Here is a 17,213-nt window from a genome sequence, read left to right on the forward strand (position 1 = left end):
TATCGATTCACAATTTTTTAATTGGCTTCTATGCAGAAATTCGGCATGGGGCGCTACTCATAAACTCCCTTCGATTGATCTTTCGCTTGTCGCATTTTTATTGGCGCAGATCCCAGCAGTACCAAAGATTCTTTTTCCTACCTAGCAACAGTGACTAAGGAGATTGTCATGGCGTACAACGAAACACTAGCAGAAAAAGTGCGCAATTTATTACAGGGAAGTCAGGGGCTATCTGAAAAGCAGATGTTTGGTGGCCTCGCATTTATGTTAAATGGCAATATGGCTTGTGGTGTGGTTGGTGAAGAGTTGATGGTGCGGGTGGGGCCGGATAATTATCAGGATGCTTTGGCTGAGCGTTATACTCGCCCTATGGATTATACCGGTCGCCCCCTAAAGGGTATGGTCTATGTGGAGGAAGATGCAGTGGAGCAGGACCTCGATGAGTGGGTAAATCGGGGGGTGGAATTCGCGGGGTCTCTACCGCCTAAATAACATAAAGCAAAGAATAGAGATGCAATGGTAGCCAAGATTTCCTGGCTTTTGCACTTGGATTTTTATATCGATTCGCAAAAAAGAGTACACTATTCTCGAAATATTTCGACAAATGACATTGAGGTCGTTTATGCAATCGAGAGTGGTGTATTTCTTTTTTCCTTTTTAATTAAATGTCTATTTATTTGAAAACTTCGTCGCGAACAACTTGTATCACCTATATTCAGCGCCGGGCGTAATTAGAACAAGGGTGGCTGTTTGTTGTGGGTAGAGACTGCAGCATTTGGCAAGGGATCGAGTATGTATTTTATCGAATTAAATAATGGCGTGGAGATTCCCCAAATCGGAATGGGGATGGCTGCGATAGGTAGTTGGCAGCAAGATGATGGTTTTGTCACCGAGGTAATCCTAAAGGCCATGGCAATTGGCTATAGGCATTTCGATACGGCATCTTTATATGGCAATGAACGCGCCTTGGGCCGAGCTATCAAGGAGTCGGGTATCCCCAGGAGTGAACTGTTTATTACCAGTAAGGTCTGGGATACCGAGCAGGGAGGAAAGAAGACACACGATGCTTTTGCACGAAGCTTGGAGCGTTTGAAACTGGAGTACCTGGATCTTTATTTAATCCAGTGGCCCGTTCCCGCTTATACAAGGGAAACCTGGGAGGCGATGGAGGGGCTATACCAACAGAAAAAAGTTCGAGCTTTAGGGGTATCAAATTTCCGCAAATCAGATATTGAGCAAATAGCATCTTTTGCCGAAGTTCGCCCGGTTATTAACCAAATAGAGTTGCATCCATATTTCACCCAGCAACCACTAGTTGACTATTGTCAATTTCATAAAATTGCAATTAGTTGTTGGTCCCCACTGGGTACCGGGGGCTGGGCAGAGGTGCCTTTGGCTGAGAAGCCGATAATGGACCCGGTGATCGCTGAAATTGCTGAAAGGCATTCAGCTACGCCGGCACAAGTCATCTTAAAGTGGAATATTCAGCAGCATCGTATTGTTATACCTAAATCAGAATCTATAGAGCATATAGGAACTAATTTCTTACTAAGCGATTTTAATCTGAGTAACTCCGATATCCAGTCGATTAACAACTTGAATTGTAACAAGCGGCTTGGTGGTGATCCGGATTATGTACACAAGAAAAATATAACTTTAAAAGTACCGGATTGAGGGCAGAGCTTAAATAATGGAAGGAGATAATTTATCTATCCTGCCGTTGTGTCTATAACACTGTAAAGAAGTTTGTTGTTTTAAGCGGACCGCGAGGGAGTCATCTTTCTTAATAGCTCATAACTTGCGATAGCACAGGCCGAGGTGACATTCATTGAGGAATTAACCCCATGCATAGGGATGTGCACCGTCGCATCGGCTATTTCCAGTATTTCGGAGGCAATTCCATCTTTTTCAGCCCCTAAAACCAAGCAGACCTTATCTCCCTCAACGACAGGGGCTTGACCCAGTTCAACACTTCTGGATGTGATCTCTAAACAGATTATCCGGTATCCCTCTTCCCGTAGTGCTAAGGCGGCTTTTAGGGCATCTTCCTCGTGTTGATAGGGAATATGCTGCTCAGTTGAGCGGGATACCTTACGGATCTTGGAGTTTGGTGGTAGCAGACTATCTCCAGCCAGGTAAATTTTCTCTACGCCCAGGGCATCGGCAATGCGAAAGAGTCCACCGATATTGCTGGGTGTGCGAATATCAGTGGCCAAATAGCAAAGGGGAAAGTTGTGTTTGCTGGGTGAATGATCGCTGTGCTCTTTCTGCATAGTTACCGCTGCTGAAAATGGCTACTAACTGCTGAGAGGTTCTTGGGAACTCTCTACCTGTGAGCCTATTTTAGCTTCTTCGAAAGAAGTATTCCTCATGCGCTCCACTAAAGAAGGCTCCTTGCTGGCCTTTTGGCTTTGTATCTGCATCGCTTGGCGATAAACCTTGTCGGAGACAATAAATTCTTCGGCCCGTTGATTAATTTCACTGTAGCGGGTATTGAGTTCGGAAATTTTATTGGAGAGGTGCTCCAGGTCGAGAATGCGATCAAAGTAGAGGGCAATTAACCGTTCACATTCTCTGGCAATGGCTAGGTATTCATTACCCACCTGGCGGTGTCCCTCATAGTTTTTCTTGAAGTTGAAGAAAGTCTGTACTCCCCCCAGTAAAGCAGCCAGCAAGGCTAAAGCGGCGCCACTCCACTTGGTCCAGTCGGGGAGTTCCGCATTGATTAGGGAAAAGAACAGAGAGCCAAGGAATAAGTTGACCACCACTATGGGGACTCCGCAGAGCACATGCAGATTGCGCCCCTTCATAGAGGCGCGGAAGTGGCTGTGCTTACACAGATGGGCATTCCAGCGCAGTTTGTCCAGTACTGCCACGGTATTCGGTATCGTGCTCATGAATCCCTTCTGCCCCTTTAGTGTTATTTTTGGAGGGCGATAGTTTGCCGGATAAAAATGAGATGTACAGGGTGGAGCAGGGAAGATTGGGATTGATGTGTTTAATTTACACACTGAGGGTTTAGTGGGCCTTGTGCTGGCGGTTAGTGAGCACCCGCCTTACAAGGCCTCAATTTGAGGGCTTCAAATAGGAGCTGGTAGTGAATTGCCTAGAAGCTATACGTTACGCCGACAGAAGACAGGTTGGCCTTCTCTTTTTTAATCTCGTAGATGGTGTGTTCCAGGTTGATGCCCCAGTCACCGTTCTTCCACTTAACTTCAGCACCGTAGTATGGGTTGCTGCCGCTGTCCTTCTCATTACTCCAGCTATAAGACCTATCGTAGGACTCTGCATACAAGAGCTCGCGATCTAGGCTGTATACGCTGAGGTTGCCGGAGTCTTCAGTCTGGCCGCTGTTATTTTCATTCCATTGGTGTACACCAAAGCGAACTCCGGCATTTAAGTTTTGTTGAATTTGCGTCGAAAGGGTTAATCCTAAGCTATAAGAATTGTATTTGGATTCCTGCAGACTTCTGAAATCGTAGTTTTCTATTAATACTTCATCTTCATTGTGCCACTCGAGGCCGTGAGCGCTCTGTTCATAGTCTCTGTGGATATTGCCGAGATTCGCTATACCGCCTTCGAAGGCAATATAGTTATTTACCTGATAGCCAACAGTCAATGCGTAGCCGGTTGAGTGGAGGTCCTCTCTTATCGCAGTGGAGTCTTCGCTATCAAACTGCATATTACCCAGTGAGGCTTTTAGGTAAAAAGGCTTCTCCTCTGCGTAAACGCCGCTACTAACTAATGCGATTAGGGCGGTGAGAGCGATATGATTCAAGGGGTACCTCAATTCAGTCAGTCGACAGGCGCTTGGGTGTTAGCAAGCGGCAAAGATCGTAAAGTCATGATTGGCGCGCATTGTACATCTGTACAAATTAAGCGTTAAGCAGAAAGGGTCCTTCATTACTGGATTGAAGCGGAAATTCTCATTGCTATGACACTAGGCTTGTCTTTTGGTGACGGCGGTTGAGCCCTTCCCTCATGACTACTAGGTCTGCTTATTTAAATATGCCCCCTTCTCGGAGTATTTTCTTCAGGTCAAGGCTGCGAAAGCCGCTCGATTTCTTGTATTTTGTGCAGCTCCAGATGAGAGGGGTAGCACTGCTCACCAAATTCATCTGGGGAATAAATCAATAAGAAAGTTAACCCTTCTGGCTAGGGGGGAATTGGGAGCTGGTATGTCGATTGCGCGGCAACAATTTATCGTCTTGGGGCCGTTACTGGCTGTAGCGTTTTACATTTCTTTGACTCTACTGGGGATGCAGTATCTTCCCGCAGTGACGGCAGCGATCACCCTGCTAACAGTGACTTGGTGGGTAACAGAGGCGCTTCCTATTCCCGCCACTTCTCTGGTGCCATTTGTGCTTTTACCCCTATTTGGGGTGACGGATCATAAGACTGTTGCGGCATCCCTCGGTAGCCATGTAATTCTGCTTTTGATGGGCGCTTTTATTCTGTCGAAAGCCCTTGAAAAGAGTGGTGCCCACGAACGGTTGGCTCTATATATGTTGCGTATCTTTGGGGTATCTAGCGGTAGGCGCTTGGTGCTCGGTTTTATGCTGGCCGCTGGTTTCCTCAGCATGTGGATTTCCAATACCGCCACAACCCTGATGATGTTACCCATTGCCCTGGCAATTCTCTCTCGTATTGATAATCAGCGCCTCACTGTTGCCCTGGTTCTGGGGATTGCCTATGGAGCAAGCCTTGGAGGCGTGGGGACGCCTCTGGGGACACCGCCCAATGTCATTTTCATGGGAATATATGAAGAGGTCACCGGTCGGGAGTTTAGCTTTCTTGGCTGGATGAAGATCGGGGTACCGGTTGCCCTGGTAACTTTACCGATAATGGCCCTCTGGCTTACCCGCAATGTTCACTTGAAGAATGAAATTGAGCCGCCCCAAGTCGGTGAGTGGCGGGCTGAGGAGAAACGCACTCTGCTAGTGTTCGCCATCGCTATTTTCTTCTGGGTAACCCGCAATGCACCGTTTGGTGGCTGGAGCGATTGGCTGGGGATAGGAGCGGCGGGAGACAGTACCGTAGCTCTCGCTGCAGTGGTGGCAATGTTCCTGGTACCCAATGGCAAAGGGGGGCGCTTGCTGGACTGGCAGACAGCGGAAACCATTCCCTGGGGCATGTTGTTATTGTTTGCAGGTGGTATAGCCCTGGCCAAAGGATTTTCAACATCTGGCTTGAGCGACATGCTCGGTAATGGATTGTCCTTTCTTACTGCCATGCCACTATGGCTGATGTTGGTGATTCTATGTTTGGGAGTTACCTTTCTTACAGAGATCACCAGTAATACAGCCACTGCGACTCTACTCATGCCCATTCTCGCTGTGGCGGCGACCTCTGCGGGCTTTGAACCTATGGTATTGATGATCCCCGCGGCTATGAGTGCCAGCTGTGCCTTCATGTTGCCTGTTGCCACAGCCCCGAATGCCATTGCTTACGGGACTGGTAAAGTGCGTATACAGGATATGGTTCGCGAGGGGGCGGTACTCAGTGTGACCGCATCGTTGATTATTGCGGGGATGAGCTGGTTGATTTTACCGGGTTGAGTTCACAGGTTTCTCTAGGGCTGGTATCCATTACTTTAGAGTGGGTGGTAAGTGTTTTAAACTCCGCCCCTTTGAGCCTAATAAGGTTATGTACCGGTTACAGAGTGTGAATGGTGTAATCGGAAAAACATGCGGTACAGGAGGTAGATGTGAAGAAAGCTGAGTATAAAATTGCCGTCGGGAAGTCTGGCTTTTCCAGTTTGGAAGAGGAAGTTACCCAGCTGCTGAATGAGGGCTGGAAGCCGATTGGTGGCTTGGCGTTTAATGCGGGTTACCCCTACCAAGCGATGGCGCGAGTGGTGAATGTTGCCAAGCCTTCTGGCCATTCACAGAGCCAGGCCCAAGCGTCATCTGAAGCTGAACCTACCAGAAGGCAATCCTATGGTGCTCAGGATGCTATGCGTATGATTGATGAGCTCACCTGAGATTATTGATTCGTAGATTGTTATGCGCTGATGTATGGAGGCAACTTTACATCCCTGCGGTGATCAAGCCAATTGTAAGAGCTCCCTTACTGATTAACGACCTTCTAAAGAAGGTGGGAGAAGAGGCTATGATAGGCTCACTCCGATAGCCTGGACACACTGTGGTCCTGTCAAATGTGCTCACCGCTAACTTCATCACTCGTACGACATGCTTTAGCTATTAAAGGATATTAAGCATAAATGCGAAATTTTCTCGATATTGAAGCCCCCGTCATTGACCGTTTCGGCGGAAAGAAAGGCCTTACGGCCAGACTCACAAAGCCTAAACCCGCTAAAGAAATCTCAGCAATACCCAACAGCCAATGGTTGTCTGCGGCTTCTCGGGCTGTATTTCAGGCGGGGTTTAGTTGGAAAGTCGTGGAGAAAAAATGGCCGGGGATAGAGCATATTTTTTATGGCTTTGATTTGTCCTTTTGCCGATATCTCTCTGAGGAAGCGCTGGATGACTTAATGCGCCAGGAGGGCATGATAAAGCATTGGACCAAAACCCGCTCAATCTCCCGGAATGCAGACTTCTTCTGGCATTTATCCAATGAGAATGGGAGTCTGGGGGAGTATTTTGCTAGCTGGAATACGAAAAACTATGTAGAGAATCTCCAGAGTTTACGCAAAGGTGGAGACCGACTGGGAGGCAAAACCGCCCAGGTTTTTTTGCGTCGTATGGGGGTGGATACACTGGTCTTTGCCAGCGATACTATCCGTGCTCTGGTGAGAGAGGGGGTAGTAGATAAATCTCCCTCTTCAAAAAAAGACTGGGCCGCACTACAAGCAGCTATTGAAACTTGGCAGGCGCAGTCGAACCGCAGCTTAAATGAGATTAGCCAGATATTATCCTTATCTATTGGGTAGTTCGTTAAGCTTGGTAGATGGAGCCCACTGCTTAAGCAGTTTAAAGAGTGGGCTCAGATCATCAGAATTGTAATAACACTAGAACTGGTTTAACTATGGCTGAGGACGAACACGAAAGTCTACAGAGAGCTCCGCCTCATAAATAACCTCATCAAATGATTTATCCTGGCCAGAATCAAAAAAATTGCTCTCAAAGTTGATGCTGGAGTCACGGGAAGCGGTAACAACAACCTCTTCTATAGCCATGGCGCCTTCAGTAGCTCGGTAGTGTATGTTATCACCGCGAATGCCTATCGGTGTCAGCTGGACACCAAGCCCTTTTTCATAATCCGCTTTCTGTTCCAGAATATCTTGCAGAGCCCTGGATTTAACTTTCTTGTTAAACAGATGCTTTTCTGAATGCTCAAATATGGTGTTTGCTATTTCAACGTCTTCGTTTTGATCTGTGAGCTGCGCAATACTGTGGAGTTGGCTTTCCTCGTTGATTGAAATAGTTATGCGGTTAACAACCTTATAGCTCTTAGGCTTCTTGCCCATCCAGCCATATTGGGGTGAGGAGGAAAATTTTGAGCTTTTAATATTTGCTCCCTTGATTCCAGCCTCTGTCAGGCTCTGATGCAATTTGGAACGGAGCCTGTGATTGGCGTCAATTGCATTTGAAAGTAGCTCTTCTTCCGTTGTGACAATCAAACTGACAATGGCCTTATCGGAGTATGCGGTTTCTTCCGCGCTGCCACGGATGGTAACAATATTCTCCGCCGGGTGGAGGAGTCCACGTAGGTCCTGGGGTGTACCTCTAATTTCTGGAGCTGCCAGGCAAGCACTAGATAAGAGTAAACTGATAATTAGTAGTGTTAGTTTCATTTCACTATATCCTTGTTGGGTTTTACAGGTGTACTACTTATGCGGTGGAATATCGATTAATTTCAAAGATGTATATTGTTGCCAGGCCCTAATAGCTTGAAGAATGATTATTTTTGTTAAAAGCTGTATAACCTAGCAGCTTTCTATTTAAATCAAAGTATATAAATTGCTTACTGAATATTAATAAGAAATACCTTGATTATTTGTTTGTCTTCACTTTTATTGAATTGTATCTCTGATTTTTCAATAAATTATCTTTTAATGACTGTTCGTGTCAATGTTCAATACTTTGCATTGTATTTTTGCTCTCATGTTGCTTTATTAAGACCTTTTGTCTTTTGCGGCTTGATCTATGTCACGGTTTTTGTGGTGAGTGTATCACGGAAGGTCGATTGCATAGCTAATAAGGTCGCGTTGGCTTACGTGTATCTCAAACCAAATAATAACTATATTTGTAGCGACTTACGGGGTGAAGAAAAATCATGGGAATTCATTTTTTAAAAAATTTATTGGTCCTGGCTCTCACTATTCTGCGGGCTTAATTATCATTAATAGAAATTATTGGTTTTTGAAAATGAGTGGCTCAGATAACCGTGGCTGGGGCTGCGGCAATGGTCACGTGGTCAGTTGGGTACAATTGCGATAAAAATGGAGTGGAGTGATTCATTCGAAGGCTATTTTAATCATTTTGTACCTTCTACTTCAGCGATGGTATCCAATGGAGGAGGCCACACGGTGGTACCTCTAGATGCGGAGACCAACCTATCAATTATTGTTTCTCCTAAATACATAGAATATTCAGATATGGAGCGCTACCTTCGTGATGAGGTTGGTGCTGATCTTAATGAAGTAGATGCTTTTGATGAGGGATGTAGTTCAAATTGGGAGGTTAATTGTTTTCTCTCTTATATGGCCCATAAGAGTGAATATGATAATGATGATTGTCCCATTATAGAGCGCCAGGCTCTTTATTCCGGTAACGGACTGGATTCCTCTTTTTTAACTCGTATGGGAATTGCCAAGGTTAATGGTAGTGGCAGCATTGATGGTGAGGGCTTTAAATGGTTGGTTGAGGATAATAATTGCCAAATTAGTGATCCTCAGTTGATTGGCTTAAGAAATGGTTGTTATTTACTTGGTTATGCTAAATTTCAATGTATTTCGGATAATCTGAAATTTGATCGAATTAATAGCCCTAACTCTCTGCGGTTATTGGCCCAAAAAACGTATTATGTTTTGGAGATCGATTCGGATTTGCATATTCTTGAGGGCCCAGTTCAACTTCCCAACCATGGTTGGGGGGCTAGATGAACCGATGTATTTAGGTGATGGCAAGGTAGCTTGGAGCTACATCAAGAACCTGAATATTAAAAATTATGGTGGTGGCCAGACAGAATGTCTGGCAGGTGATAATTTATCATTCCAAGAGTACCAATTAAGCCCCCCCCCTGTCAAAAGGATAGTAAGTTTGTGCCCAGTATTGTTGCTGGGCCATTTTCTATAAATGGTGGAATGAGTTTCATGTTTCTGCTTGAACTCTGCAAAACTTATTTTTTTGTTTAATAGGTAAGCAAAGTTTCAAGGTATATTTTCTAAATTAGACTGGCCTTCCTTTGCCAAAGCGGTGCTTGCTGAATATCTAATGTGCTAACCCGTGAAGCTAAAATCCTTTCCTTTCTGGAGCTGTTCGTATCATTAAGTTAAAGCGGCAGGCGGGTAGTACCTCCTGAAATAAAATAGACTCCAGCTATGGAATTTAATACTTCGATTTTGCACAGACGTCAGCGGTGAAATTCATCTCATATTCTGGGTTTATATCCATATAGAGAATTTACCTAACATCCCATACTTTTACTCGATTTTGAATATCTTCCTCTGGGGAATGCATAGTTGCCCTAATCTCTATATTGTTTTTTTGAGAAGTCTAAGGATGTGAATGATTTGATGATATCTCGTAATCTTGACTAAATGGGCCTGGTGGAGGGTGAGCCTCAATAGGCTTGGGCAAGCTTTCTTTCTTGATAGAGGGAGGGGGGTTAATAGAGGAGGATAGTAACTTCAATATTCTTTGCATTGGGCTCATGGATCAGTACGGATCAAGGCAATTTTGATTTGAGTTAATTCGATTAGCAGCTGGTAGTCAAATATGTGACTGATTGGTCTGCAAGCCTGTCGCCCCCGGTTCTCGTTTGGCGCCCTAAGTCCTATATCCGTTGAGCATCCCCGGATAACTTTCCCTGTCCAAAAATGACTCCGGCCAATAAAAATAATTTTTTGGGAAGTGTGATCTAGAGCCGGGAAATAAATATAAGGAAACAACAATGACTCTTTGTAAACGACTAGGTGCGAGTCTCTCACTTGCACTGGCTGGCCTATTTGCTTCCGTATCTGCTGCGGCAGATAACTGCTATATCCTAGTCCACGGACATGGTACCGAAGGGCATATAAAACAGCGCACCAACTCCCAGGGTAAGTTAGAGCAACCAGCCCTAGATTATTGGAGTGAAGCTTTCTTTGATAAATATAACGGCAGTAATTTTATTGAGCAGCTTCGAATCAATGGCGGCAACTATGGAGTTGTAGGTTATAACTCCACCGATGAAGGTGAAATGCCTTACTGGCATGATGGCACAGCTGGCGAAATTGCCAGACAGATTATCGATATTCGCAGCGGTAAGGGAGATGGCTATCAACATGAGAATCAATGTAAAGCCGATGATACTTTTTGGGTGATTGCCCATAGCCAGGGCGCTGCACAAATGATGTACTTATCGGGTAACGCAGTGCCTGGGTCTCCTTATTACAATCGTGCTTATAATCAGTTTGATAGTAATACTATTACTGAGAGCAATAAGGTTTGTACTGGTCGCTGGTTTTGGAAGAGATGTAAAACGGAAACCAAAACCAGAAATGTTGCCGGTTTAGATGATCGCTATGCTGTAGAGGTCGACTTCGACAAAGCTATGAATGGTATTGCTGCGATCTTTACCACTGGAGGGGCTATTACAGGCACCGAGTTCGTCGATCGTCTGTGTAATGGTAGCTGGATCGAAAGCGTGGTTAACGACCTATTTATCGGTCGTGAATGCTCAGCGGTACGTTATCTGCAAACTAATGATGTGTACTCCGTGCGCAACTATGTGGGCACTAACTTGGCATCGCCCGTATATACCATTGGTGGTTATGCTGGTTTCCCTGGTGTTGCAACCGCAAGTTCTATATTGCTTGCTGGTGAGGACGATGGTTATATTAATCTCGCATCCCAGATGAACTGCTCCGGTTCTGCCAAGCGTAATCTCTATTCAGACCTGAAGGAATACAAAACCTTCCTGGGCATTGCCTATGGCAGCGCTATCTTCTCCTGTGACAACGATCACAAGGGCACGGCGCGTTCATATAACCTGGCAAGCCTCTATACTGACCACGATGCACAGCGTAATGGTGGCATTATGTCCCCAGATTATACCGGCATTCCTAATGGTCTGAACTGCGGTATTGGTAAGAACAGCGCTGGTCGTATTGCTGCCTGTACTCAGTAATTTTTAGATTTATTTTTGTGCCTTTTTTGGCTCATTAGGGGGCTTAATCGCTTCCTGCTTCCTCACAGGATAAAGCCCGCTTATTTATAGCGGGCTTTTTTTAGGGAAAGTTCAAGGTGGGTGGTATCAACCGCTGTTACTTGCCAGTGCCATTCGGTCATCTTTTCCTTGGAAATGGTGCGTATTCCAAAACGTTAGCTATCTATATTGTTTATTGTATGGGGCTTATCGGAATAGTTCGAAGAACTAATTCATGGGAGGATATATATCTGGCAGTGCCAGTCAGTAATCTCTCCAGATAGTCTCGCTCAGTGCAAATATATCCTTTAAAGAGTATCAAATAGAATAAAACTGATAAGAGTTGCTTCATATACTCACCTGTATTTAATATTTGATTTTTTTGTCCGATTAGTCATAACTATAGCTTCTATCATTGGAGAGTGGGCGATGTAGTCCTCCTTATATTTGGCTTCTCAAGTCAGTCGTGTTCTAAAGGGCTAGTCTTGATAGAGTGTCTTTGGCAGTAGTCTTATGGAGCGGCTTTATGGGCAATCTTAAGTTGGCAGCGGGTGTTGAAATCCCTGCTATTGAAGTGGCCAAGCTGGGTGGTGGGAAAATTCAGCTGGGTAAAACGGAAGGGAGCTTCCCCTGGCAAATGGTAGTGGTTTATCGAGGTAAGCACTGTCCGCTCTGTACCAAGTATTTACGGGAATTGAATGTGCTGCTGCCGAGATATCATGAAGAGGGCGTTTATGTGACAGCTGTGTCAGCGGATAGCGCCGAGAAAGCGTCTGAACAAATGAAGGAGGTCAAGCCAGATTTTCCGATAGGTTACAACTTATCCATCCCTCAGATGCAGCAACTGGGTGTCTATATCTCCAATCCCAGGTCTCCAGAGGAAACTGATAAGCCTTTTGCCGAACCCGGGATTTTTGTGATTAATGAGGCTGGTAAGCTGCAAATCGTTGATATTTCTAATGCGCCTTTCGCCAGACCAGACTTGCAGACTTTGTTGATGGGGATCGAGTTTATTCGAAATCCGGAGAATAACTATCCAATTCGGGGAACCTACTAAAGTCCCTAAGCTGGGGCCGAGTTTCCCAGAAAAACGCAATAAAAACCCCATTGGGATATGAGATTTTTATTGCGAGTTAACGGTTAACTTTGTAGCTATTTATCAATTCTTTTTAGAGTGTCAGAGGTTTGCCATAGAACCCAGTTTGAGGCCAGTGACATTAGAAATTATTCAACTCTTCACGTAGGTCGTGTTCCAGCTCCTCAGTGCCAGTAATCCATACGCTTTTATCTGGTGCGGGGAATACACCAACTTCAATATTATCTTTTCTCAAGCCGGGGAGCCATTTCTTCAGAAACTGTGGGAGGGGAATACTTTTAGGCGTGAGTTCGGTTTCATCTTTAGCATAAGCGCTAGCAAATTCTGACGTAGGCCATACGGGTAAATATTCAAAACCTCCGTCCTCATCGGTATGTATTTTGAGGAAGCAGTTTTGGTTATCGACTAATATCCAAATTTCCCGCTCTTCACCGATTGCACTCAGGAAATATTCGTATCGGTCTTCACAACTCTGGTTAATTACTTCATTTAGATTGGGAGTACTCATATATAAATTCGCAATGGCTGATTGGTAGCAGGCTGATATTTACAGGCCTGCTCGAATAAGTGTGTAACAGTAACACAGTCAATGCGTGGCATTATGCGCGAATACAAGATACTGTCCAGATGGTTTGATGTGTTGCCCGGTAGTACAGAGGTGCGGTAGGGATTCTATAGAATATAAGTCTATGAATAGTTTGGAGAGTAAATCGAAGTACTCTCAATAAAAATCGGCTTGAAGGCTTATTCCAACAACTCTCTCTATGAGCGACAATTTTTCTTTTTGTGGTAATTCATTGGCCCGAAACCTGTTGCGAACTCTACCATATAATACAATATAAAACCTCAATAAAATCAACTGGTTACGGGTTGATTTTTATAGTAGATAACGCTCAGATTTACTCTATCTAACGACGTTTAAATTAGATAGGTACATTATCTGTTGGTTTAGCCTATTTTTGGCCTAGAGTCTCTAGTTGCTATTAGAGAAGCTCTGTCAATATTGGAGCTTGTTTATACAAGCTAGGGGCAGTTTATCATTGTGCAATTTAAGTCATGAGTCGATAAAGCTTCAGTTTCCACTGTTACTGCTCTTGTCACAAAGCTGTGATCAAGAAAGGTATCGAAAAGGGCTTTTGCCTGTGACTCTGAAATTCGGGGCAGCCAGCAGAGCATCGAGACCAGTGCCGAGTATTTCCCCGGTAAAGTTCTTGTGATGGCCGGGTAACCGCGAAAGCGGTTACCGAAAAGATCGCGCCTACCGGCGATCATTTGGCCATGTTATGTGGCTACTCCTGGTTTCATTAAAGACATGGCGGGCCAGTTTCGCTTGCTGGAGTTTGGCAAAGTTGAATTACTATCGAGGAATTGCAGTTCCTTTAAGCAAGCCGCTCAAACTCTTTCTTCGACATATACTTCGCAGTAGGGTAGTAGGGCCCCATGACCAGGCTGTCCATAGGCGCGGGATTTTCCTCAGTAGGTACCGGAATATTGAGGGGGGAGTTCGGCCAGTCGTAGTTGCTCAGTGACGCCTGGTAGCGTATGTAGACGCAGTTGACCCAGCTGCGAGCGCCGATATAGTGCCCCTCGCCGGCTCCGAACTCTATCCATTTGACGCCGTGCTCACGGTCTGCATTTTTGGGCCGATCGATCGCCCGGCTCATGACGATAGTGAACTTACGATCCTCAACTAGTGGTATCTCTTCATCGAAGATTGTCGACCAGCCTAGACCCGACGGCGCCGTGCCCCCAGTGGTAAGAGACCAGTAGCGTACCTGGGTTTGCTCTTCGGGCCAGCTCACCTGACCATGCTTGGTTTTAGGAAAAGTCGGCATCTTACCTTCGATCACCACGACCTCGCCAAAAGCTAGCGAGAACAGGCCAACCATGTATACAGTGTCGGGGTTGTTCAGCCATGCTCCGTCATTGCTTGCAGGGCAACGGATAACCCGTTTGATAGGATCGGGGATGAAGGCACCTTTGACACTGTAATCCATATTCCAGAATCGCTGGAACATGGGGGCGGGCATAGCAGGTGCATTGACCCGGTCCCAGGAGTCCTCAATCAATTGAAGCCACTCTTTAGTCGGGAATTCCTGCTTCTGCCCCTCCTTAGAAGCCAATAATGCACGGCACATTCTCTCGCCTGTTAACACCACATCGTCGCTGTTATACAAACCCTCTTCGCCCTGGATCGGGGTCTCCGGAAGGTGCAGCGTGACTGTTGGTAGCCCCAGCTCAACTGGCAATCCACCCTCCTCAAGTGGCGGCATGCGCACGTTGCCTGTGCCATCATAGCCGTTGTCGGGCATATAGTTACGAAACGCGAGGTGGATGCCGGCTCGCTCAGAGTTGGTACCGGTATAAAGTGTATTGGGGCGCGGCTTGCGAGGAGCCTGCCCCGAGCGGATATATACGGTGTAGCGTCGGCGTTCTGTCGGTACATCGCGCCTATTGGGCGACATAAAAGGGTTGATTGAGCCCTCATCGGGCACGATTTGGTCGTCACGCAGGTAACTACCGTTCCCCTGTACTCCGCCCGGCAAATTGTTTGCGATGGTGAGTGAGAAATAACGCAGGTGACCGTAATGTCCCCGCAGCTTCAGGTAAGCGCCTTTTGGCAATTTGAACTGACCGACGAAATAAGTGGAATTTTGATCCGGGTAAGCATTCGCGACTTGAATATCCTGATGCCCGCGCAACAAACCGTAATCGAGCCCCTTTGGCCCACCCCAGAAGCAGCTTAAGCGCTGGTAACGCCAATTAGTGACCTCGACAACAGTCATGGGTACCGGCGTGAGTGCAGTCGTGTCGCCAGGCAAGGTAGTTGGCTCAACCTCTTCAGTGCGCTCAGGTGTCACTTCATCGTTCTTCATGGGGAGTCTCCAAGTGATGCTGCGCCTCGGCCAGTAGCCTAGGGCCCCTGGGCAGAGCGTTTGCGTGTGAGTTTTATTCGTGTCATTTTGTTATCTGGGGGGACATCAAGTGAATTGGGCTCACTTACAGAGTGAGAATCTATAGCATAGAAATTTAGATTTATGCTTGCTTTACGCGACATTTTTCATGCGATGACGTGGCAGGATTAAGCACACCTTTTCGTCGCCATTTTATTTGCACGAAACTATGAGATTTTGTCGAAAGCTAGCCTCCTCTATGAGTACGCTGGCTTCCAGTAAGATAGAGTCGTACAAGTCATTGCTACTCCCTCAGTTCAACTAGCTTTATGAAGAGCGCTTCCTGAGGCTTGACCACTAAAACGAAAGCGAATTTAGCCGATTTCGTACTCAACGATATTGGACTTCTGTCTAAGGCTGTTGAGTCGCTCGATATCTTGTGTATTTGGTAAATTAAAAATGCAGATCTTCGATAGCTGTTTCATCAGCCCGAACTATGTGGTAATAGATTTTTAGGGGATAGGCTAGGTTGGCTGAGGGGATTGTGTCCAAGCGCTCTAGAAAATAACGTTTGTATTTTTATATTGTACGCTTCGCGCCGCCCATGCCGAGCAGGTACTGTTATAGCTGCTTACCGGGGATCGGCCCCATAGAAAATTCCCCGCGGCCTTGCAATCGCCTCCTCCTCTTCGATCGATACTCCAGTGGACCAAGGCTTTATCAATGTCGGCTAGGGTGCTTTGCGTGAGTGGCTAGCTGTTATTGGGGACGCCCACATGGATCCGGCCAAAACGTTAGTTTCCTGTATCTAATTCTATACCCCAAGGCCAGCATCTAATCTGATTTACTAACTGCTGATGCTCTTTCATCCTCAATTTGTAGAACTACTCACCTTCGTTGGGTTTATGCCTGGGCGCCGTATCAGGATTCTCTAGTCTGGCAATTACCATGGCTTTATGATTGCCTAAAATATTGAAGTAGGTTTTGTGATCAATAAGCGTGAGTAAAGACTCGCTGCTAGGGCTTCTATCGTTCATATCTCCAAGGCAAAACAGACGGTTACAGGATGGATCAAAAGCAACCTCTTGCGGTTGTTTATCTAATTGGTACAAGTGGCCATGTATATCTCGGACAATAAAATCTAGACCAAAGTTGTTTCTGTCAATCTTCAGACAGGTACTCATAGTATTAAGAGTGAGTTACTTAACTTTACAATGCTGTGCTTTGATAATTATGAATTGCTTCGCATCGATAGATTATGTGAATTCTGTTTTACTTCCTGTCTCTTTGCAGATTTCATTACAAGTTGCATTAGGTCCAAAAAATATATGACCATTTAGACACGTGAACTCTTTGTGAACCTGTTTGTGCATGGTCAGTATGGCCTTCTCTTTTTTATAAGCTGTCCTCCAGTGACGCTGTGCATATAATCTGCTGATTATACGAAGTTTGCTAACGCTGAGAGTAGCAGGCTATCCTACATGCTAATTAACCAGATGCCTCTCTGACCGATGCAGCGGATGCATAGCACAGCTTACAGGTGTGCCAGATACTTATAGTTTATGCTGATCCCACTAGTAAAATATTAAAGTATAGGGGTTTGAAAACGCGGTGCTCTAGCTTGTGACCATTAAGTTGATGACCCGCTTTCAGCCTCTGATTAACGTTAGTATTGAGCTGATAATGTAGTGACTCCTCAAATGGTAGCTTGCTTCTGCTACGGATAATGGCAGCCTGGAAGGCCCACCTTGTGCCATCATTTCGCCATTCCCGTAGTGATACTCTGGATAATGATAGTGAAACTGCACTATATAAATTCATAATCTTCTACTTCTATTGGGAAGGTGGAGTTTTTATTCGCCGGTGAATTGCGAAGAAACAAAGCCCATTTTCTTGAGACGCTTGTCACT

The 17,213-nt window shown here is 45.6% G+C and carries 14 protein-coding genes; 8 read left to right on the plus strand and 6 right to left on the minus strand.

Annotated elements, in window-relative coordinates; translation table 11 throughout:
• Positions 1–168 precede the first annotated feature (168 nt).
• Entirely contained in the window at positions 169–492 is a 324-nt protein-coding gene (locus ACJJI0_RS21195; RefSeq protein ID WP_252082900.1) for a TfoX/Sxy family protein, read from the plus strand.
• Positions 493–792: 300 nt separating this feature from the next.
• A complete protein-coding gene (locus ACJJI0_RS21200; protein WP_444884089.1) occupies positions 793–1,674 on the plus strand; it encodes an aldo/keto reductase in 882 nt (293 codons plus the stop codon).
• Between the two features lie 80 nt (positions 1,675–1,754).
• Here the strand turns inward: ACJJI0_RS21200 and ACJJI0_RS21205 are convergent, their stop codons facing one another.
• The 3 genes from ACJJI0_RS21205 to ACJJI0_RS21215 form a co-directional block, all read right to left on the minus strand.
• Positions 1,755–2,273, minus strand: a complete 519-nt coding sequence (locus tag ACJJI0_RS21205) for a TrmH family RNA methyltransferase (protein WP_444884090.1) — start codon at positions 2,271–2,273, stop codon at positions 1,755–1,757.
• Between the two features lie 24 nt (positions 2,274–2,297).
• Positions 2,298–2,897: an SLATT domain-containing protein gene (locus tag ACJJI0_RS21210; protein ID WP_444884091.1), complete on the minus strand. Its 600-nt coding sequence runs from the start codon at positions 2,895–2,897 to the stop codon at positions 2,298–2,300.
• Positions 2,898–3,106: 209 nt separating this feature from the next.
• Positions 3,107–3,778, minus strand: coding sequence for an outer membrane beta-barrel protein (locus ACJJI0_RS21215; protein ID WP_444884092.1), 672 nt, complete (start codon positions 3,776–3,778; stop codon positions 3,107–3,109).
• Between the two features lie 400 nt (positions 3,779–4,178).
• Here ACJJI0_RS21215 and ACJJI0_RS21220 point away from each other — a divergent pair, with 400 nt between their 5' ends.
• From ACJJI0_RS21220 to ACJJI0_RS21230, 3 genes are all read left to right on the plus strand, one after another.
• Positions 4,179–5,558 carry an SLC13 family permease gene (locus ACJJI0_RS21220; protein ID WP_444884093.1) on the plus strand — a complete coding sequence of 460 codons (1,380 nt, stop codon included), beginning with the start codon at positions 4,179–4,181 and terminating at the stop codon, positions 5,556–5,558.
• A gap of 149 nt (positions 5,559–5,707) precedes the next feature.
• Positions 5,708–5,983, plus strand: coding sequence for a hypothetical protein (locus tag ACJJI0_RS21225; protein ID WP_444884094.1), 276 nt, complete (start codon positions 5,708–5,710; stop codon positions 5,981–5,983).
• A gap of 240 nt (positions 5,984–6,223) precedes the next feature.
• Positions 6,224–6,892, plus strand: a complete 669-nt coding sequence (locus tag ACJJI0_RS21230) for a DNA-3-methyladenine glycosylase I (protein WP_444884095.1) — start codon at positions 6,224–6,226, stop codon at positions 6,890–6,892.
• A 93-nt stretch (positions 6,893–6,985) separates the two neighbouring features.
• Here the strand turns inward: ACJJI0_RS21230 and ACJJI0_RS21235 are convergent, their stop codons facing one another.
• Positions 6,986–7,756, minus strand: a complete 771-nt coding sequence (locus ACJJI0_RS21235; protein WP_444884096.1) for an SIMPL domain-containing protein — start codon at positions 7,754–7,756, stop codon at positions 6,986–6,988.
• A gap of 648 nt (positions 7,757–8,404) precedes the next feature.
• Between ACJJI0_RS21235 and ACJJI0_RS21240 the strand changes: the two genes are divergently transcribed.
• From ACJJI0_RS21240 to ACJJI0_RS21250, 3 genes are all read left to right on the plus strand, one after another.
• Positions 8,405–9,067: a hypothetical protein gene (locus tag ACJJI0_RS21240; RefSeq protein WP_444884097.1), complete on the plus strand. Its 663-nt coding sequence runs from the start codon at positions 8,405–8,407 to the stop codon at positions 9,065–9,067.
• Between the two features lie 1,010 nt (positions 9,068–10,077).
• Entirely contained in the window at positions 10,078–11,295 is a 1,218-nt protein-coding gene (locus tag ACJJI0_RS21245; RefSeq protein ID WP_252082881.1) for a hypothetical protein, read from the plus strand.
• Positions 11,296–11,839: 544 nt separating this feature from the next.
• A complete protein-coding gene (locus tag ACJJI0_RS21250; protein ID WP_444884098.1) occupies positions 11,840–12,370 on the plus strand; it encodes a redoxin domain-containing protein in 531 nt (176 codons plus the stop codon).
• 160 nt (positions 12,371–12,530) lie between these two features.
• Here ACJJI0_RS21250 and ACJJI0_RS21255 read toward each other — a convergent pair whose 3' ends face one another.
• Together ACJJI0_RS21255 and ACJJI0_RS21260 are read right to left on the minus strand one after the other, a co-directional pair.
• Complete coding sequence (locus ACJJI0_RS21255; RefSeq protein WP_252082877.1) at positions 12,531–12,917, minus strand: DUF2750 domain-containing protein; 387 nt, start codon at positions 12,915–12,917, stop codon at positions 12,531–12,533.
• Between the two features lie 871 nt (positions 12,918–13,788).
• Entirely contained in the window at positions 13,789–15,285 is a 1,497-nt protein-coding gene (locus ACJJI0_RS21260; protein WP_444884099.1) for a hypothetical protein, read from the minus strand.
• Positions 15,286–17,213: the final 1,928 nt, after the last annotated feature.

It is taken from the genome of Microbulbifer mixtoriginis (SeqCode), assembly GCF_052466695.1.